This is a genomic window from Amycolatopsis sp. NPDC024027 (assembly GCF_040638975.1).
Taxonomy (GTDB): Bacteria; Actinomycetota; Actinomycetes; order Mycobacteriales; family Pseudonocardiaceae; genus Amycolatopsis.
The window spans coordinates 257601-273418 of the sequence record NZ_JBEZYY010000013.1 but is presented as its reverse complement, the minus strand read 5'-3'; the positions used below and the strand labels follow the sequence as shown (position 1 = coordinate 273418).

The 15818-nt window shown below is 69.2% G+C and carries 18 protein-coding genes and 3 tRNA genes; 7 read left to right on the top strand and 14 right to left on the bottom strand.

Annotated elements, in window-relative coordinates; translation table 11 throughout:
• Positions 1–488 precede the first annotated feature (488 nt).
• The 5 genes from AB0F52_RS30025 (at position 489) to AB0F52_RS30005 (ending at position 2070) form a co-directional block, all read left to right on the top strand.
• Positions 489–743 (top strand): hypothetical protein, encoded by a 255-nt coding sequence (locus AB0F52_RS30025; protein ID WP_086838175.1) that lies wholly within the window; start codon positions 489–491, stop codon positions 741–743.
• Positions 744–903: 160 nt separating this feature from the next.
• Entirely contained in the window at positions 904–1680 is a 777-nt protein-coding gene (locus AB0F52_RS30020; RefSeq protein ID WP_360178242.1) for a hypothetical protein, read from the top strand.
• A gap of 117 nt (positions 1681–1797) precedes the next feature.
• Positions 1798–1870, top strand: a tRNA-Glu gene (locus tag AB0F52_RS30015).
• Positions 1871–1891: 21 nt separating this feature from the next.
• A tRNA-Asp gene (locus tag AB0F52_RS30010) sits at positions 1892–1965 on the top strand.
• A 31-nt stretch (positions 1966–1996) separates the two neighbouring features.
• Positions 1997–2070 (top strand) — tRNA-Phe (locus AB0F52_RS30005).
• Between the two features lie 77 nt (positions 2071–2147).
• Here the strand turns inward: AB0F52_RS30005 and AB0F52_RS30000 are convergent.
• The 10 genes from AB0F52_RS30000 to AB0F52_RS29955 all read right to left on the bottom strand — a co-directional run bounded on the left by AB0F52_RS30000 (position 2148) and on the right by AB0F52_RS29955 (position 11046).
• Entirely contained in the window at positions 2148–3515 is a 1368-nt protein-coding gene (locus AB0F52_RS30000; protein WP_360178239.1) for a tyrosine-type recombinase/integrase, read from the bottom strand.
• Positions 3516–3531: 16 nt separating this feature from the next.
• On the bottom strand, positions 3532–3747 hold the full coding sequence (locus AB0F52_RS29995) for an excisionase family DNA-binding protein (protein WP_360178236.1): 216 nt from the start codon (positions 3745–3747) through the stop codon (positions 3532–3534).
• Between the two features lie 348 nt (positions 3748–4095).
• Positions 4096–5409, bottom strand: a complete 1314-nt coding sequence (locus AB0F52_RS29990; protein WP_360178233.1) for a DUF3987 domain-containing protein — start codon at positions 5407–5409, stop codon at positions 4096–4098.
• Entirely contained in the window at positions 5409–5921 is a 513-nt protein-coding gene (locus AB0F52_RS29985; RefSeq protein ID WP_360178230.1) for a hypothetical protein, read from the bottom strand. The genes AB0F52_RS29990 and AB0F52_RS29985 overlap by 1 nt, the downstream gene beginning before the upstream one ends.
• A 222-nt stretch (positions 5922–6143) precedes the next feature.
• Positions 6144–8384, bottom strand: coding sequence for a hypothetical protein (locus AB0F52_RS29980; RefSeq protein ID WP_360178227.1), 2241 nt, complete (start codon positions 8382–8384; stop codon positions 6144–6146).
• Positions 8381–9334 carry a conjugal transfer protein TraI gene (locus tag AB0F52_RS29975; RefSeq protein ID WP_360178224.1) on the bottom strand — a complete coding sequence of 318 codons (954 nt, stop codon included), beginning with the start codon at positions 9332–9334 and terminating at the stop codon, positions 8381–8383. The genes AB0F52_RS29980 and AB0F52_RS29975 overlap by 4 nt, the downstream gene beginning before the upstream one ends.
• Complete coding sequence (locus AB0F52_RS29970) at positions 9331–9666, bottom strand: hypothetical protein (RefSeq protein ID WP_360178221.1); 336 nt, start codon at positions 9664–9666, stop codon at positions 9331–9333. The genes AB0F52_RS29975 and AB0F52_RS29970 overlap by 4 nt, the downstream gene beginning before the upstream one ends.
• Positions 9666–9902, bottom strand: coding sequence for a hypothetical protein (locus AB0F52_RS29965; RefSeq protein WP_360178266.1), 237 nt, complete (start codon positions 9900–9902; stop codon positions 9666–9668). The genes AB0F52_RS29970 and AB0F52_RS29965 overlap by 1 nt, the downstream gene beginning before the upstream one ends.
• On the bottom strand, positions 9902–10783 hold the full coding sequence (locus tag AB0F52_RS29960) for a sigma-70 family RNA polymerase sigma factor (protein WP_360178218.1): 882 nt from the start codon (positions 10781–10783) through the stop codon (positions 9902–9904). The genes AB0F52_RS29965 and AB0F52_RS29960 overlap by 1 nt, the downstream gene beginning before the upstream one ends.
• Before the next feature lie 2 nt (positions 10784–10785).
• On the bottom strand, positions 10786–11046 hold the full coding sequence (locus AB0F52_RS29955) for a helix-turn-helix domain-containing protein (protein ID WP_360178215.1): 261 nt from the start codon (positions 11044–11046) through the stop codon (positions 10786–10788).
• Positions 11047–11310: 264 nt separating this feature from the next.
• On the opposite strand from AB0F52_RS29955, the gene AB0F52_RS29950 reads away from it, so the two are divergent.
• Together AB0F52_RS29950 and AB0F52_RS29945 are read left to right on the top strand one after the other, a co-directional pair.
• Positions 11311–11625 carry an antibiotic biosynthesis monooxygenase gene (locus tag AB0F52_RS29950; protein WP_360178212.1) on the top strand — a complete coding sequence of 105 codons (315 nt, stop codon included), beginning with the start codon at positions 11311–11313 and terminating at the stop codon, positions 11623–11625.
• A complete protein-coding gene (locus AB0F52_RS29945) occupies positions 11618–12814 on the top strand; it encodes a helix-turn-helix transcriptional regulator (protein ID WP_360178209.1) in 1197 nt (398 codons plus the stop codon). Before AB0F52_RS29950 ends, AB0F52_RS29945 begins: the two co-directional genes overlap by 8 nt.
• Positions 12815–12990: 176 nt before the next feature.
• Here the strand turns inward: AB0F52_RS29945 and AB0F52_RS29940 are convergent, their stop codons facing one another.
• The 4 genes from AB0F52_RS29940 to AB0F52_RS29925 form a co-directional block, all read right to left on the bottom strand.
• Positions 12991–14100, bottom strand: a complete 1110-nt coding sequence (locus tag AB0F52_RS29940) for a hypothetical protein (RefSeq protein WP_360178206.1) — start codon at positions 14098–14100, stop codon at positions 12991–12993.
• Entirely contained in the window at positions 14097–14651 is a 555-nt protein-coding gene (locus tag AB0F52_RS29935) for a sigma-70 family RNA polymerase sigma factor (RefSeq protein ID WP_360178204.1), read from the bottom strand. Before AB0F52_RS29935 ends, AB0F52_RS29940 begins: the two co-directional genes overlap by 4 nt.
• Positions 14652–14653: 2 nt before the next feature.
• Positions 14654–14887: a hypothetical protein gene (locus AB0F52_RS29930; RefSeq protein ID WP_360178202.1), complete on the bottom strand. Its 234-nt coding sequence runs from the start codon at positions 14885–14887 to the stop codon at positions 14654–14656.
• A 509-nt stretch (positions 14888–15396) separates the two neighbouring features.
• A complete protein-coding gene (locus tag AB0F52_RS29925; protein ID WP_360178199.1) occupies positions 15397–15774 on the bottom strand; it encodes a hypothetical protein in 378 nt (125 codons plus the stop codon).
• Positions 15775–15818 lie beyond the last annotated feature (44 nt).

Here is a 15818-nt window from a genome sequence, read left to right as displayed (position 1 = left end):
GAACGCGTTCGAGATCGCCTTCGACGGCCGTCTGGCCGCCGGACGCAAGTAGATCCCCCTTCAACCCGAGTTACACCGCTCGTTTGACAGACCCGTCCGGGGGGCTCGGCCCCCCGGGTCGGCACACCGAAATGTTGGCCCAGGCGAAGGGCGAAGCCCGAAGCGGGCCAAGAAATGGAGGACCCCCGCGCCAGGGGGAGGAACGCGGGGGTCGGAGGGGATCTCCACAGGCGCTGACCGGGGGTGTGTCAGCACCTCGATTGTTGCACGAGTTGGGTGGTTGGGCGAGTGGAGAGCGGGAAATTTCCCCGTGTGGTGTCACTTTGCTGTGGGGGTGACGTTCGTTCGGGTGGGGTTCTTCTTCGGTGGTGCCGATTGCGCTGCGTTGAGCGGAGGGTGGTCTCAGGTTCACTCTCCGGGGGGCTGTGTGTGGTGGCCGGCGCTGGTTAGCCTCGCGGCCAAGTTGTTGTGAGCCGTGTGGAGGGGCTATGAGCGGGTCTGTTGAAGTGCGGCAGTTCCTCCTTCGGTACGAAGGTGCCGATGGGGGGAGTGCGCCGTTTGCCGGGGCGTTGCCGGCGCAGCGGAGTGGGGCGGCGGATGCGCAGCGGGTGTCGGACGATCAGGTCCGGCGGGCGCGGCTGGCGGTCGCGAACGGGGCGCTGGGGGTTGAGGACTGTGTCCAGTTGCTGGAGATGCTGGGCTTGAACCTGGATGAGGACGGGCAGGCGCCGGTTCAGCGTTGAGGGTGTGGTGGCGGGCGGGTCCGATGTGTTGCGCCGGGCCCGTCCGGTGATATCTCCGCTGGTTGTGCCGGTTTTCGGGAAGTAATTGGCAAGGTGTGGGCCACTGTTTGACGCCGGTTTAATAACAGTGTTACGGTTGCCGCGTCGAAAGGGGCCGGACATGACGGCGATCGAGGGTGTGGCGGATCTGGCGAACCGGATCAGGCCGGTGGTGCAGGTGCTGGGCGGGAAGTTCATGACGTCGCCGGAGCTGGCCGAGGTCGAGGCGGAGGCCGGCCTGCCGCCGCGTTCGCTGTACGTGCGGGGACGGTCGACGGTGCTCGGTGACGTCCCGCCGAAGGTGGCCGCGGAGCTGTTCGGCATCTTCCCGCACTGGCTGTTCGAGTTCGTCCTGCCGCCGGCGACGGCGGCCCTCGACGCGCCTGCCGCGGTTCGCGCCTACGCGGAGTCATCGGCTCGGTGGTCACGCGTCAGCCTTTCGGCCGTATCGGAGCCCGGCCGCTTGGCGGATCTGATGTTCCGCGTCGTCGACGCCGCGGACGCCAGCGGGCTGGCGCTCTTCGCGGGGTGGAAGAACGCCGAGCGTCCCGAAGGTGACGTCGAGCGCCTCGGCTTCGCGCTGATGGTCTTCCGCGAGCTGCGTGGTGGCCTCCACTTCGCGGCCCTGCGCGCGGTGGGCCTGTCGGTCCCGGAGGCGGTGATCGCGGACCCCGAGGGCGGCCGCGGGCGCCTGCTGCGCACGGCGTGGCCCGAGGACGCGGCCGACGAGCTGGTGGCCTCGGCGGAGCGCAAGCCGGACCTGCGCGACCGCTGGCACCGCGCCGAGACCCTGACCGACGACCGGATCGGTGAGCTGCTCGTGTCGGCGCTGTCCGAGCCGGAGCAAGCCGAGCTCGCTCGCCGTCTGGCGGAGCTGGCGGAGTTTGCGCAGGTCTGAGCTTCGCCGAAGGCTTAAGGAACCCCCTGTGCAAAGGGGTGGCGGCGTGCCCTATGCTTGTAATCGCTCCCAGGGGAACCTGAGAGCGCGGTCGGTCGGTCACCCGAAACCGACCGGGCTCCCATCGTTCAGCGGCCTAGGACTCCGCCCTTTCAAGGCGGCAACGCGGGTTCGAATCCCGTTGGGAGTACGCAGTACAGTAGTAACGCAAGGCCCTGTGGCGCAGTTGGTTAGCGCGTCGCCCTGTCACGGCGAAGGTCGCGGGTTCGAGTCCCGTCAGGGTCGCAAGATCGTTCGGCTCCTTGCCGGCGTTCCCGGCCAGGTAGCTCAGTTGGTACGAGCGTCCGCCTGAAAAGCGGAAGGTCGCCGGTTCGACCCCGGCCCTGGCCACCGTTCTGATCAGCCAAAACAGCCCCCACCGAACCCGGCGGGGGCTGTTTCGCGTGCGCTCCGTCTCAGTCTCCGTCTCAATCGCCCTTCTTGCGCCCCTTCCGTCGCTTGCCCTTGGCCTTGCGTTCGGGCTTCCACAGGTACTCGTTCAGCTGGTCCGCGATCTCTCGGCGGAGCCCGGCGGTCATGTGCTGGTACCGCTTCGCCATGGTGCTGTTCGACCAGCCCATGAACTCCATCACGGCCCGCTCCGGCACCCCGAGCACGAGCAGCACGGTGGCCGCGGTGTGGCGCGCGTCGTGCAGCCGGGCTTCCCGCACCCCGGCCTCTTCGAGAAGCGCCTTCCACTCGTCAAGGTCCCGCCGCGGGTCGAGCGGCTTCCCGTTGGGCTGAGTGAACATCCACTCGCCCCCGTGCCACTCGGACCCGGCGTGCTCCCGCTCCTTGGCCTGCCGTTCCTCGTGCGTCATCAGCAGCTCGTAGAGCCTGTTCGGCAGCACGATGCCCCGGCGGCCGGCCGACGACTTCACGTCGACCTCGATCAGGCCGCCGCCGTGCCGCTGCGGGCACCACCGGGCGTGGCTCACGCAGTCCGGCGAGCACGGCGGCGGGCACGGCTTCCGGTGATGCCGTTTGCAGTCTTCCGGGCAGGACCTCACCTTGTGGTACTTCGCCCCGCACTTGTGCGGGTTCTCGCACCCGTGCTGCCACGTCTGGCGCTGCAGCTGCTTGGCGATCCGCAACGCCCGGTGCTCCCGGTCGAGCCGCGACCATTTCAGCCCGATCGTTTCTCCCTGCCGCGTGCCGAGCGCGAGCGCGAGCACGAACCGGACGCCATTCCGTCGCGCGAGCGCGGTCACCAGGAGCCGGCCGATCTCGTTCGCTTCGAACGGCTCGATCTCCTTTTCCTCGACGCGCGGCGGCTTCGCCAGCTCCGCCGGATTGCGGACGATGTGGCCTCGACGAAGTGCTTCGCCGAATGCGGTCCGCGCCGTCCGGTGCACCTGGTGGGCCGTCGCTGCTTTTAGTCCGGACTTGAGCATCTTCACGTACAGCTTCTCGAAGTGCTCGGGCTCGATCTTGTCAACGCGATGCGCACCAAGATTGGGAATGAGGTGCTTGTTCACCGCGGTGCGGTACGCGTTCCCGGCCTTGTAGCGGACAGATGGGAGCGCGATGTTGTCGAGCCAGTGCGTCAGCCACTTCTCGACCGTCCACGAGCGACCGGCCTTCTTGACCTTGCCCGAATCACGCTGCTTTTCCAGCGCGCGAACAGCCTCGATAACCTCGGCCTCGGTTTTACGCTCGACGTGACGGCGGTCCGGCTTACCGTCATCACGGACTCCCATGGTGACGCGGCCGTGCCATTTTCCGTCCTTGCCGAGATAGATAGAACTCGCGCCGTTCGGCGCGCGCGTGCCTTCGGGACGTTGCTTGCGTGGCATCGATTTTTCCTTTCGATCAGGCGGCGTGTTGAGCCGCGGTGAGCTTGGCGATGTAGTCGGTGATAGCGGTGTCGGGAACGCGCCGGAGGCGGCCGACTTGGACGGTTTCGATGTGGCCGGCCTTGATGAGGTTGAACATGGTGGTCCGGCCGACGCTGAGGCGCTTCGCGGCGGTTTCGACCTTGAGCAGTTCGCGCGGTTGCGCGGTGGTGGTGTCGGGCGGGGTCGTCATGGCGGTGTCTCCTTCTGCTCCGGCCGGGCCGGAGCGTTGTGGGGTGTGCGGTGCGTGGGCCAGCTGGTGGCGCGCGCGGCGGCGCGGACCTGCTCGGTTGCTGCTGTGCCCCTCTGCCAGCCGTGGCGAGGTGGCTGGGTCGCAAGCTGGCAGAGGTAGCGGTGACAGTGGGTGGTCGAGTCGGGTGGAGCCGGCCGCCGGGCTGGGCCCGGGGCGACGAACTAAACGAACTAACGAACTAATGCGCTGACTTGCGGTTTGCGGTGGGATTGGGGTTCATTAGTTCGTTCGGTACGAACTAATGAGCACGAAGTCACGGGCGTTTGTGCTGGTCAGTGAGTTAGTTCGTTAGTTCGTTTCCTTCGTGGGGTGGCTGCGGGCGGTGTAGACCTCGATGCTGCGGCCCTTGCCGCTGTCCGGGCGTCGGCTACTGCGGGTGATGGTTCCGGCGTCGATGAGCTGGGTCAGGACGGCGTCGATGTCGGCGCGGTCGGTGTTGCCGCCGTAGAAGCCGGTGGTGATGTCCTTGCGGGTTCGGCCGGCCTCGCCCGCGTCGGCGATCCAGGTGGCGAGCTTGGCGGGGGCGGCGGTGGAGGTGAACAGGGTGCAGGCGGTGTCGATGGCGTAGCGGATGAGCGCGGCAGCGGCGGTGAGGTGGCCGGGCTGGATGACGGGGGTGCCGTCCAGCGCGGCGTGGATCCCGGCGACGCGTTTGGTGTAGGGCAGGGCGCGGGAGACGAACTGGGCGACCTTGGCGTGGTGGTCGCCGGTGTTGAACTCCAGGTACAGGTCTCGCCACAGCTCCCGCGCGTCGTCGGCGAGTTCGAGCGCACCCAGGGCGGCGCCGGTGGCGAGCCGGTCGGCGAGGTCGGCGGCCAGCGAGCAGACCAAGCCGGGGTCGGCGCCGGTGGTGTCGGGCAGGGCGGTGGACCAGGCCACAGCCAGCGGTAGGAACCGGTTGTAGGTGCCGCCGGCCATGTCGGCATCGGAGAGCTTGGAGCGGAACTCCTCGGGGGTGATGTGGGCCAGGATCGCGACGTGGGACTGCGGGGCGATGCGGGCGTTGACGGTCAGGGTCGAGAGGTCCCCGCCTTCCCACGCCTGGCGCAGGACGGCCGAGAGGCTGTTGCCCTCACGGCGCATCTTGGCCATGACCCCGCCCCACTCCGGCTCCAGCGCCAGCAGCCGCAAGTCCTCCGGCGCTTCGCCGTCCTTGTCCAGGGCGAAGCGCTGGGCAAGGCCTTCGCCGGAGGTCAGGCCGCCCTTGATGTTGGCGGCGGCGAAGTCGGCATCGGCGTCGGCGATGACGCGCTTGGCCGCCGACCACGAGGTGCCTTTCTTGCCGGTGGCGGTGTCGCCGATGATCAGCGGCCACACCAGCAGCGGGTGCGGGTCGTCGCCCGCGCGCACGTGCGGACCCTGTCCGAGGTGGACTCCGGCGAAGGCCAGCAGGGAGGCGTAGATGGCGATGGGGTCGGCTTCGCTGGTCGGCGCCAGCTGCTCCACGAGGTCCCCGAGGTAGCAGCCGAACACCGCGTCGTCGACGGCAGGCAGCCACGCGCGGGCGCGGGCCACCGCGGCGGCGGCCTTCGCCTCGAACGCGCTCGACTGGGCCGGACTGTCCAGATCGGACAGTCCGGCGGGCGGGTGGGTACGGGTCATCAGGCGGCCTTCCGCAACGGAGCAGGTTCGGTGGTGGCGGCGGCTTGGTAGCGGGTCCACAGCTCGTCGGCGGTGGTGTCGTCGGTCAGCTCCCGCAGCACGTCGGCGGGCGCGTCCTGCGCTGCCTGGGCCAGCCGCCGGGCGTGGGTGGCCACGGCGGCGCGCCAGGCGGTCTCCAGGACGACGGTCTTGAGGTGGGGGCCGAGCGCGGCGGGCGGGGCGTCGCGGAAGGTGTCGATCAGCCAGCCGGAGAGCCAGTGCCGCCGGTGCTCCCCGGCGGCCTGCCCGGTGGTGATGGCGTGGGTGTAGAGGGTGACCGGTCCGGGCGCGTGGCCGGCGGCCACGGTCTCGATGGCCAGCTGGGCGACGTGGGCGGCCATGCCGTGCCCGAAGTCGGACGCGCGCATCCCGGCCAGCGCCGCGCGGGCGGCGGGCGCGGGCAGCAGCATGAGCGCGCCGAGGAACTGCCGACACGGGTCGGTCAGGGCGTGGGTCGTGGTGTCGGTCGCCATGAGAGCCTCCCAAGATCTGGTTACGGTGCGTGGTCGCGAGTGGGTGTGACACTTCGGCGGGCACCCCTGGGGGTGGCCGCTGAGGCGGGATATGGCTGTAACCTGCGGGAACGTCCGCAAGTGTCACAAGCGTCGTCGTTGCTGGTCAGGTCACTGCGCGTGGTGTCACAAGGCTTGTGACAGTTCGCGCGCAAGGTGCGCCGCCTGTGACACTCCCGATGGTTACTGTGTGTTGCTTTCGGCGGTGGTGACGGCGGCGAGGATGTCGGCGAAGCGGTAGCCGCGGGCCTGCTTGTCCTCGCCGTCTTCGCCCGGGATGCGGACCTGTCCGGGGGTGAGATTGAAGTCGGCGAAGTCGCGTGCCAGCGCCTTGCCCGACCCGCGTCCCAGCGCCTCGGCCAGCTCCGTGGAGGACACCGCGTCGCGGGCACTGTCGGCCCCGGCCTGCCAGGTCGCGAGATCGTCGGCGAGGTAGTCCACGACCTCACCGAGCACGCCCAGGCGTGCGTGACGCTGTTCGTCCTCGAACGCGGCCCGCTGCGCCACCGCCGCGTCCTCCGGGCTGGTGGAGCCGCACAGCTGCGCGGCGGTGACCCCGGCGGCCTGAAGGGTGGCGGTGTCCCACTGCGGTCGGCCGGCCTGCGCGGCGCGGCGGGCGCGCTGTTCGGCGATCTTGTTGTCGAACCACAGGGCGCGGGTGGGGATCGGCTCGTCGCCTTCGGTGCAGCCTTCCAGGAAGAACGTGCCGGTGTCGTTGAGCCGGGACCCGCGCTTCGGCCGGTAGTTGCCCGGGGTGTAGCCCTCGGACACGGCGTTGTCGCCGAACAACAGTCGGGTCTGGTAGTCGGCCAGGCCGGGGCCGGCCGCCTTCCACGCCACCTCGGCCGCCACGGAGTCACCGAGGGCGTCCTTCTTCGCCGACTGCGAGGCGAAGATGAGCACCACGCCCGCCTTGCGCGCCACCCGCAGTAGCGACACTGCCAGTGCTTTTGCCTCCTTGGTCAGGCGCGGGAACTCGTCGAGCACCACCACCAGAGCCGGGTACTCCGGGGTGGGCTGCCACTCGTCACCCATGCCCAGGCGGTCCTTGATCCGGGTCCGTGCCGTCGCGATGCCCAGCGCGATGGTCAGGGCCGTCTCGCAGTCCTCCGGGGAGAGGGCGCGCAGGCCCATGGCGTCGGCCTGAGGTGCCTGTCCGACGCCGGAGGGGTCCAGGTCCCACAGGATCGCGTCGGCGGTGTGGGCCAGACCGTCGACGATGGCGCGGATGAGGCCGGACTTCCCGCCGCCGGAGGCGGCCAGGATGATCGCGTGGGTGGACAGGAACGACGCGGACATGGTCCGCCCGTCCAGCCGCAACCCGAGTTCGATCGGGTCGGCCAGCCGCCGGGAACCGTTGGGGTACATGGGAAGCGGGGGCATCTTGGCCCACGGGTCGGACTCGATGATTCGGGTGGTGAAGCGGGCGCGGCGTTCGGTGTGGGGCTGGACCAGGACGCCGTTCTGCCGCACGTCCAGGTCGGTTTCGATCTGCTCCAGCTTCTTGATGACGTCGGCCGGCCGCTTGCCCGAGCCGCCGACGATCTGGTGTTCCAGCTCCCAGCCCCACGCGGTGCGGCGTCCGGCGATCGGGTTGGTTTCCACGCCCTGGGCCAGCAGCGAGCGGCGCAGCAGCTCGAGTGCGGCGCGGTCGTGGCGGGCTTCGGCGATCGGCAGGACCGGCAGCTGGCTGCCGTCGTCGGCGACGGTGCCGACGCGCTTGCGGTTGCGGCGCTTGAAGACCTTGCGCAGGTAGGCCCACCCGTTGACCGTCACGGCGGCCGCGATCGCGGCCCCGGCGGTGAGGTCGATGGTGGCCACGGCCTGGGAGTATTCCCACACCGGCCACCCGTTCATCGTCCAGTCGATGATGGCGGGGGCCTCGGCCAGGGCGGCGAGGCCGCAGAAGGTGAACGCGGGGCGGGAGACCAGCGCGCGGCCGATCTTGCCCAGCTGGTCTTCCCGGCGGGCTTGGACCTGGGTCTGGGTGGTGATCCGCTCGGGGATCGGGTCACCGCGGTGGGTGCCGCCTTCGCGGTGTTCGGCGGCGGTGCGCCAGTTGTGGAACTGCTCCCAGGACGCCCAGATGCCGACGACGGGGCCGGCCAGGACGCCGGTGGTGTAGACGCAGATCGTGCCGGTCTTGCGGGTGCGTGGGTGGGTGGCCACCGCGACGGTGGTGCGCGCCAGCGCTCCCGCGCCTGAGCGGGTGCGCTGGGCGACGGTGCGCGCGCTCTGGTGGTAGCCGCGGTAGCGCTCGACGGCCTTGGCCCGCTGGATGCGGGTGTACTCCTCGACGGTCAGGACCTCGCCCTCCAGTGCCTCGCCCTCGATCACGGGCGTCTCGGGGTCGGCGGGGCGGACGGGCAGGTGGTGCACCGGGGCCAGCTGGTCGTGGTCGTGGTTGTGGTCGGTGGTGTTCATGCCTGCTCCTTCAGTACGTCACGCACGGCGCGGGCGTCGTCCATCCCGCAGCGCAAGGTCTTCTGCAGCGCCCGCGCCGACGGGGCGGCGGGCAGCGTGCCGGTGGTGATCAGGTCCCGGGCGCGGGCCAGCAACGCGGGCGGCGCGGCGGGCAGGGAAGGCGGGTTTTCCCTGTACGTGAGGGGGGTAACGCCCGCCTCCGGCCCGTCCGGGGTGGTGGTGTGGTCGAGCTGGGCGAAGGCGTTCCAGACGATCGGCAGCGCGGTCACCACCGCCACGGCGACGACCGGCCCGAGGATGTGCAGCACCAGCCCCGACACCGTGAAGGTGTCCGCGACGCCGGGCAGGTGGGGCCAGGCGTTCATGCCGAGGGTGAGCCCGAGGAACAGCCGCTCGACCCGCACCAACCGGCGGTCGTCCAGGGGCCGGCCGCGGGTGGCCATGAACGCCCGCGCGGCGACCACGGTCAGCAGGGCCAGGGACATGAACGGCTCGACCAGCCACGCGAACACCCACCCCGGCGACCAGGCGGGCGCGCCTTCGGCGGCGAAGCGCTGCACCCCGGCGGTGGACCAGGCCAGCGACAGCACCAGCGCTACCCCGCCGGTGACGGTGAGCGCCAGGCGCCAGCGGGCGGCCTGCCATGCCCGCACCGCCGGGTCCTGCCCGAGGGTGTGCAGGGCGGCGGCCTGTCGGCCCTGCTTGCGGCGGCGGCGTACCCGGGCGGTGTCCAGCACCAACGGAGCAGGTTCGGCCAGCAGCGGCGCGAGCTGGCGAGCCTCGGCCACCTCGGCCCGCATCGCCGCGACCCGCTTGGACACCGCCGGTTCCTCGCCGGCCACCTCGGCCGGGGCCGGGCTGGTGGTGTCGGCGAGCCAGCCCGCGACCTGGTCGGCGAACTCGCCGGCCGGGTCCGGCTCCTGTCCGCCCGGTGTGGTCGTGGTGGTCATGCCTGCTCACCTGCCTCTCGTGTCGTGTCCGTCGTCGTGTCGTGGGTCGTGCGGGTGCTGCGATGCGCGCGGTACTCGTGGGCGGCCCAGACCAGGGCCAGCAGCGCGGCCACGGCGGCGAACCACACGCTGACCGTGATGGCCAGCGAGCCGGTGATCGTGATCGCGGCCAGCTCACCGAGGTGGCAGCCCGTCCACACTGCGGCCCGTACGGTGGCGGTCGGCCCGGTCGGGCCGGGGCTGGTCACGTCGGTGCTGGCCCGGCGGGTCAGCGGCGCGCGGGTGCCCGGCCCGGTCCCGGCCGGTGGGGTGTTGTGGTCGGGGGTGGGCATCAGGCGCCTCCTGCCTGCCCGGTGTGGGCGTAGAAGTCGTTGACCGGTCGTCGGGGCGGTGCGCTGGCCTGGCGCGTGGCGGCGTCGTTGAGCAGCCCGAGGGCCGTTTCCAGCACGAGGGCCAGCAGGACCAGCGGAATGCGGATCAGGTGCAGGGCCAGGAAGGCCAGCAGCGAGCCGGTGAACAGCACCAGCCGCCAGGTCCCGAAGCGGCGCACCACGTCGAACAGCGACATCAGCACGCCACCTCCCCGCCCAGCTCCAGCCGGTCGGTGTTCTCTGGGCTGGTCCGCGGTCGCGGGATGACCGACACGGACGCGACGCGTGCGGCGACGTGGGTGCGGGCGAGGTAGGCGGCCAGGTCGTCGGCGGTCACCACGCGCTGTCCGTCGCGCCAGTAGGAGACCAGCCGCCCTTCCGCAGCTGCGTGGGCCAAGCCGCTGCGGGACCGGCCACAGTGGACGGCGGCTTCCTTGAGCGTGAAGACCGTGGACTCTTCCGGCGGCTGGGCGGCCTGGCGACGCGCGGGGGCGAGGCCGGCCAGCTGGCGGCGCAGCTTCTTCAGCGCCTCGTAGCAGCTGTTGTTCACGGCGCTGGTGGTGCAGCCGAGCACCGCGCTGACGGTCGGGCGGGACAGCCCGTCCAGGTAGCGCAGTTCGACGTGGCGGCGCTGCCCGGCGGGCAGGCTCGCCAGCGCGGCCGACACCGGCCCGGACAGCTCCTGGTTTTCCGGGTCGTCGTAGCCGCGCAGCAACCGGTCCGCCTCCACCTCGGCCGGCGCCCCCTGCTGCTCGGTCCAGCTCCACACGTGGCGGCGCAGCGTGAGCTTGGCCCCGCCGTAGAGCCACGCCACGAACGGACTGCCCTCGCGCGACTGGTAGTCGGCCAGGTCGACCAGCAGCCTGGCGAACAGCTCCTGCACCAAGTCTTCAGCGTCGCCGGGGTCCGGGGCGTTCGAGCGCATCCACAGGTACATGCGCCGGTAGTAGAGGCGGTAGAGCTCGCCGAAGGCGTGCGGGTCGCCGGTCTGAGCGGCCAGCACCCACGTCTGGACCTGGGCATCGGTCGCGTCTTCCTCGCGCTTCACCGACGCGGGCAGCGTGCTGTAGGCAGCCATGGTCAGGCCACCTCCGCGGGCACGTCGTCGGCGGCTTCGGGGGACTGGTCGCCCTGCACGAAGTCCGCGTAGCCCCGCTCCGCGCAGGTGCCCAGCCAGACGTTTACGGCCGTGCCCGGGACGCGCAGCGTGCCCTTCCCCGAGCCGAACTTGAGGGCGTCCAGCTCGCCGGTCTTGATCGCCCGGTAGACGGTGTTCGGCGACACGTCCAGCAGATTGACCAGGTCTCGAACTCGGAAGACCGCGTTATCCTCGACTCGCATCGTTGGCCCAACTTTCGGTGCTCCGGCCCGATCCGAGCTGCAACTCGGATCGGGCCTTTTTGTGCCTCGCTTGCCTGGTGTGGCTGCGCGGCCTGACGCAGCCGAGAGTACCTAGTACATAAGTACGTGTCCAGTACAAAAGTACGTCTTCTTGTCTGGTGTCGTGCGCTCTGCCACTTGAGCAGGGAATTTGGGTGGCAAAGAGCCGTACTTTTGTCCGGGTGTAGTACCGTCGTGGCGGGCCAACGACTGAAGGAGAGACTCATGTTTGCGCTAGTTGTCCGTTTTGAGCTGTGTGGGGCTGACCAGGCTGCGGACTTCGACCAGCTGGTCGCAGAGACGGGGGAGGGCATCGCGGCGCACGAGCCGGGCACGCTCGTGTACGCGACGCACCTCGTCGACGGCTCGCCCCTGTCGCGCGTGTTCTACGAGGTCTACCGCGACCGTGAGGCATTCGAGGAGCACGAGCGCCAGCTGCACACCCGGCGGTTCCTTGACGAGCGGTCGCGGTACGTCGAGTCCGCGCGGGTCGAGTTCGTGACGCCGGTGACGGCGAAGGGGCTACCTGCCGATGTCTGACCAGGACGCGGAATTGGGGCGCAAGATTGCCCTGTATCGCACCCGGCGCGGCTTGTCGCAACGCGAGTTCGCGCCGATGGTCGGCCGGTCAGAGGCGTGGGTTTCGCAAGTCGAGCGCGGTGTTCGGTCTGTGAAGAGCTTGGGTGATATCGAGAAAATTGCCCAAGTGCTCAATGTCTCCCTGGCTGAACTCGCTCCTACGGCACCGAAGGTGGTGGCGATGGAGCGGCCGGCGGAATCTATTCCTTTGCGGTTGCTGCTGAGTGCCAACTACGCCCTTCGTGCCGCGTTGGGCTCAGCCCATAGGCACGACATCGCGGAACTCCGCGCTGGCGCTGACCGGGCTTGGGTCCTTGCGCACGAGTCACGCTATGACGAGCTGGTGGCTCTGCTGGAAGTGCTGCTGCCGAGGTTGGAGACGTCATCAACTGGTCCAAATTCCACTGAGGTATTCGCGCTTCTCGCGCGGAGTTATCACGCCTGCGCATCGTCGTTGGCGAAGCTGCGGCAATTTGACGCTGCGTGGGTCGCGGCGGACCGGGCTATTTCCGATGCCGGGCGCGCGGGTGACCCGCTGCTTATGGCTGAAGGCGCGTTCCGGCTCGCGCTGGTCTTCCTCGGGGCTCGCCAGCTCGACCAGGCTGAGCACACCGCAAGTACCGCTAGTCAGGCTTTAGAGAGTCTGGTCGCACAGGGGGTTCCGGAAGCCCTGAGTGTGTACGGGGCTCTCACTTTGCAACTCGCGGTCATAGCTGCACAGACGGATAGGGCGGACGATGCGCGCCGTTTCCTTGATCGCGCTCAGGAAATAGCGAGCAAACTTGGTGGCGATCGAAATGACTATCACACCGAGTTCGGTCCGACCAATGTGCAGCTTCACGAGGTGGCGGTAGCCGTTGACCTGGGTGATGCTGGCGAGGCGATCCGGCGGGCCGAGGCGGTCGACGCGTCGAAGCTGTCTCCAGAACGTCGTGGCCGGCTACTCATCGATGTGGCGCGAGCCTGGACGCAGCGACGAAACGTGGAGCGCGCCTTGGCGGCTCTCGAAGATGCAGAGGCGATCACTCCTGAGCAGGTGCACAGTCATCGCCTTGTGCGCGGTCTGGTGAACGACTTGCTTCGAATGGCGCCCGAATCGGAGGCGGCGCGAGCGCTCTCCGGCCGTCTGCGTGACGACGTCCTGACGTAGACCAGTTCAGCACTCCGAACGACAGAAGGACCCGGTCAGCAATGAGGACTGACCGGGTCCTTTCGCGCTGGCCGGGCGAACCAGTTGTGCCTGATGAGGAACAGATTGGGGGGCAGGCGTCAGTGTGATTGGCGTCTTTCCAGACGTCAGCGGATATTGAGGGTGTGGGCTTGTCGTCAGACCTGGGTGTCGATGCGGTGATCGATGTCGATGCCACCTTGGCGGATCTCATAGTGGCCGGGATGAAGTTCGATTGAGTCTCGGCGAATCCGGTCGCGCCACTCGACCGGCCACTGCGTCGCCTCCGACCAGCGCAGCCCCAGCAGGGGAATTCCGCGGAGGTCCAATTGGCTGAGGTCGGCCCCGTTGACATTCGTCGCCGCCTCGATCAGCCGTCCCAGGTCTTCTTCCAAGTCGAAGTCGTGGGCGTGATGCCTCTCGCCAAAGATCTCGACCTCGCGCCGGAGGGCGGAGTAAAGAGCAACTACGAGATTACTCGTGCGATCGAGGGAGCGGACGCGGTTGAGGGCGTGGGCGTGGGCGCGGTCGCGGGCGCGGGCGAGGTCGTGGGTGAGGGTGTCGGCGAGGTCGAGGGTGTGGGCGAGGTCGTGGGTGAGGGCGTGGGCGAGGTCGCGGGCGTAGGCGAGGTCGCGGGTTTGGGCAAGGGTGTGGGCGAGGTCGCGGTCGCGGTTGAGGGCGTGGGCGAGGTCGCGGGCGAAGGTGAGGTCGCGGGTGAGGTCGTAGGCGAGGTCGTGGGCGAGGTCGTGGTCGCGGGTGAGGTCGTAGGCGAGGTCGTGGGCGAGGTCGCGGGCGTGGGCGAGGTCGCGGTCGCGGGTGAGGGCGTGGGCGAGGTCGCGGTCGTCGGCGAGGTTGTGGATGAGGTCTTCGGCGCGGAGGACAAGGCGCACGGCGTGGTGGAGCTCGATCAGCTCTTGTACAGGGAGCCAGGCGCGGGCGGCGAGGCGCTCGTGGGCAGGGAGCGCGGTGAAGTCGCCGGCGAACGCGCCCAGTGGTGTCTGGGCGAGGTCACCGGTTGGCTGAGGAGCTGGTGGCCCGGCCGTGGGAACAGGGGGGCGCCGAGCGGGCAGGATGTCGTCGAGTCCAGCATCGAGATCTAGGACTTGGTCGAGGTCTCGGGTGAGGTCATCCCGCAGGTTTGGGAGCTTGGCGTCGACGAGCCCAGAATCGAGGTTCAGGACGTCGTCGAGTGCGCGATCGAGCGAGGCCATTGCGGTGGCCAGCCAGTGGTCAAGTCCGTGTTCGGCGTGTGCGTCGTCGTGGGTCATTGGCCGCCGTCCTTCCTGGCGAGCCAGGAACTGAGGGCCCGGCGGGCGGACATTAGGTTCTGGCGAGCGGTTCCGGGGGCCATGCATAGCTCGTCGGCGATTTCGGTTGGGGTGAAGCCGAAGAGGGTCCAGGCCATGACCTGTTGTTGCCGTGGTGGCAGCTCGTTCAGCGCTCGGGCGATGTCGTGCTGCCGCTCCCAATGCTCGATGTCGGTGGCGCGCAGCAGCGGGCTGGGCTCGGGCGGCTCGGCGACCGGGGTATCGCGGGCGTCGAGCCGGTGGCGGACCAAGGTGCGGGAGGCTACTCGGTGGGTCCACGCACGGGGGTGCTCGATACCGTGCCAACCTTGGTAGGCCTTGGCCATTGTGTCCTGGGTGATGTCGGCGGCATCAGCGAGGCTTGCGCCTTGCGCGATCAGGAAGGCGACCAGCTGTCTGGTGGTCGCGCGGTAGAACGCTGTGAACTCCGCGTCCCGCGTCGTGTCGGGTTTGGCCTCGTCGGCTCCCGTCTGAGTGGTGGCGGGCGTGTCGGGTGAGTCGGGGTCGCTCATTGTCATCCAGCGTGGGGTTCGAGGGCGGTGGTGACGCGCACGTGGAGGCGGCTGCCATCGTCGCGCAAATCTTCGATCTCAACCACCCCACTGATAGGCAGACAGGACGTGAGAGCGAGGAGGGTGTCCTGCCGCCGCTGGTCGCGCAGTGCCTGCCACCGCAACCGCAGCGCCAAGCCAGCCAACGCGATCAGCGGTGGGCCAAGCACACTCACTACCGTCATGATCTGGGCCATCAGCGCCTCACTGCGATCGGGGAGGGGTGTGGGTTGAGAGCCCCAAGAGCCAGCCACCGTCAACCCAACCGCCGACGACCACCCGATCAGACCAACCCTTAGCCGGCAGATCGCCACGGACCCGCGCCGAGCGCGGCAGGGCGTATCGGCTGGTCACGTGTCCGTCTCAGTCCCCGTCTCAGTTCAGGTCCGTTCAGACTGTGGCTGCTGCTCTAGTGGTCTCCTTGACAAGCGTGTTGCGCCCGGGCGAACCCGGCTGAACGGTCTTGCCGAGATCTGAAAAGCGGAAGGTCGCCGGTTCGACCCCGGCCCTGGCCACGCTGGTAGAAACCGCCTTGACCTCCGGTCAGGGCGGTTTCCTCGTTTCCAGGGCCGGTCTTGGCGGTGGCTGCTGTCGACCTTGGTTGGCCGCCGTTGGCCGTCGCTGGTTGCACGGTGGGGTTTGGTGCTCCGCGAGCTGGTGACGGCTCGAGATGCTCAGTCGGTGGGCATGCCACCTTGGGTTCCGGTCAGTCCGGGACGACGACGATCTGGTCCGCGTCCTCGTAGACGATCCGGCCGGGTGGCTCCTCGGAACGCAACCGGACACAGCGGATGCCGTGCGCGCCAAGGATTTCGAGATAACCGTCGGCTCGGGTGACGAGTGCTTCGGCCGAGTCCTTGAACCACGCCGTCGCGCCCGGGTTGATCGCGTGGTCGTACACGGCCGGGTCGACCGAGGTGGGATTCGTGTAGTGCGCCTCGTACCACGCGTGGTTGCGACGGCGGAACTCCTCCTGGTCCGCGGTGAGTTCGCCGGCCTTGCTCAAGCCGTTGATCAAGCCGAAGAAGCCGGGGTGGCGGCCCTCGGCGTCGGGCTCGGCACTCTGGAACCTGAGATACGCCATCGTCCACTCCTACCGGAAAATGTCGGTGCCCCCCGGCACCATGT

What these genes read in the sequence shown, in the direction of transcription:
- AB0F52_RS30025 (WP_086838175.1), top strand. Translation starts at nt 489, where the DNA reads ATGAGCGGGTCTGTTGAAGTGCGGCAGTTCCTCCTTCGGTACGAAGGT.
- AB0F52_RS30020 (WP_360178242.1), top strand. Translation starts at nt 904, where the DNA reads ATGACGGCGATCGAGGGTGTGGCGGATCTGGCGAACCGGATCAGGCCG.
- AB0F52_RS30000 (WP_360178239.1), bottom strand. Translation starts at nt 3,515, where the DNA reads ATGCCACGCAAGCAACGTCCCGAAGGCACGCGCGCGCCGAACGGCGCG.
- AB0F52_RS29995 (WP_360178236.1), bottom strand. Translation starts at nt 3,747, where the DNA reads ATGACGACCCCGCCCGACACCACCACCGCGCAACCGCGCGAACTGCTC.
- AB0F52_RS29990 (WP_360178233.1), bottom strand. Translation starts at nt 5,409, where the DNA reads ATGACCCGTACCCACCCGCCCGCCGGACTGTCCGATCTGGACAGTCCG.
- AB0F52_RS29985 (WP_360178230.1), bottom strand. Translation starts at nt 5,921, where the DNA reads ATGGCGACCGACACCACGACCCACGCCCTGACCGACCCGTGTCGGCAG.
- AB0F52_RS29980 (WP_360178227.1), bottom strand. Translation starts at nt 8,384, where the DNA reads ATGAACACCACCGACCACAACCACGACCACGACCAGCTGGCCCCGGTG.
- AB0F52_RS29975 (WP_360178224.1), bottom strand. Translation starts at nt 9,334, where the DNA reads ATGACCACCACGACCACACCGGGCGGACAGGAGCCGGACCCGGCCGGC.
- AB0F52_RS29970 (WP_360178221.1), bottom strand. Translation starts at nt 9,666, where the DNA reads ATGCCCACCCCCGACCACAACACCCCACCGGCCGGGACCGGGCCGGGC.
- AB0F52_RS29965 (WP_360178266.1), bottom strand. Translation starts at nt 9,902, where the DNA reads ATGTCGCTGTTCGACGTGGTGCGCCGCTTCGGGACCTGGCGGCTGGTG.
- AB0F52_RS29960 (WP_360178218.1), bottom strand. Translation starts at nt 10,783, where the DNA reads ATGGCTGCCTACAGCACGCTGCCCGCGTCGGTGAAGCGCGAGGAAGAC.
- AB0F52_RS29955 (WP_360178215.1), bottom strand. Translation starts at nt 11,046, where the DNA reads ATGCGAGTCGAGGATAACGCGGTCTTCCGAGTTCGAGACCTGGTCAAT.
- AB0F52_RS29950 (WP_360178212.1), top strand. Translation starts at nt 11,311, where the DNA reads ATGTTTGCGCTAGTTGTCCGTTTTGAGCTGTGTGGGGCTGACCAGGCT.
- AB0F52_RS29945 (WP_360178209.1), top strand. Translation starts at nt 11,618, where the DNA reads ATGTCTGACCAGGACGCGGAATTGGGGCGCAAGATTGCCCTGTATCGC.
- AB0F52_RS29940 (WP_360178206.1), bottom strand. Translation starts at nt 14,100, where the DNA reads ATGACCCACGACGACGCACACGCCGAACACGGACTTGACCACTGGCTG.
- AB0F52_RS29935 (WP_360178204.1), bottom strand. Translation starts at nt 14,651, where the DNA reads ATGAGCGACCCCGACTCACCCGACACGCCCGCCACCACTCAGACGGGA.
- AB0F52_RS29930 (WP_360178202.1), bottom strand. Translation starts at nt 14,887, where the DNA reads ATGGCCCAGATCATGACGGTAGTGAGTGTGCTTGGCCCACCGCTGATC.
- AB0F52_RS29925 (WP_360178199.1), bottom strand. Translation starts at nt 15,774, where the DNA reads ATGGCGTATCTCAGGTTCCAGAGTGCCGAGCCCGACGCCGAGGGCCGC.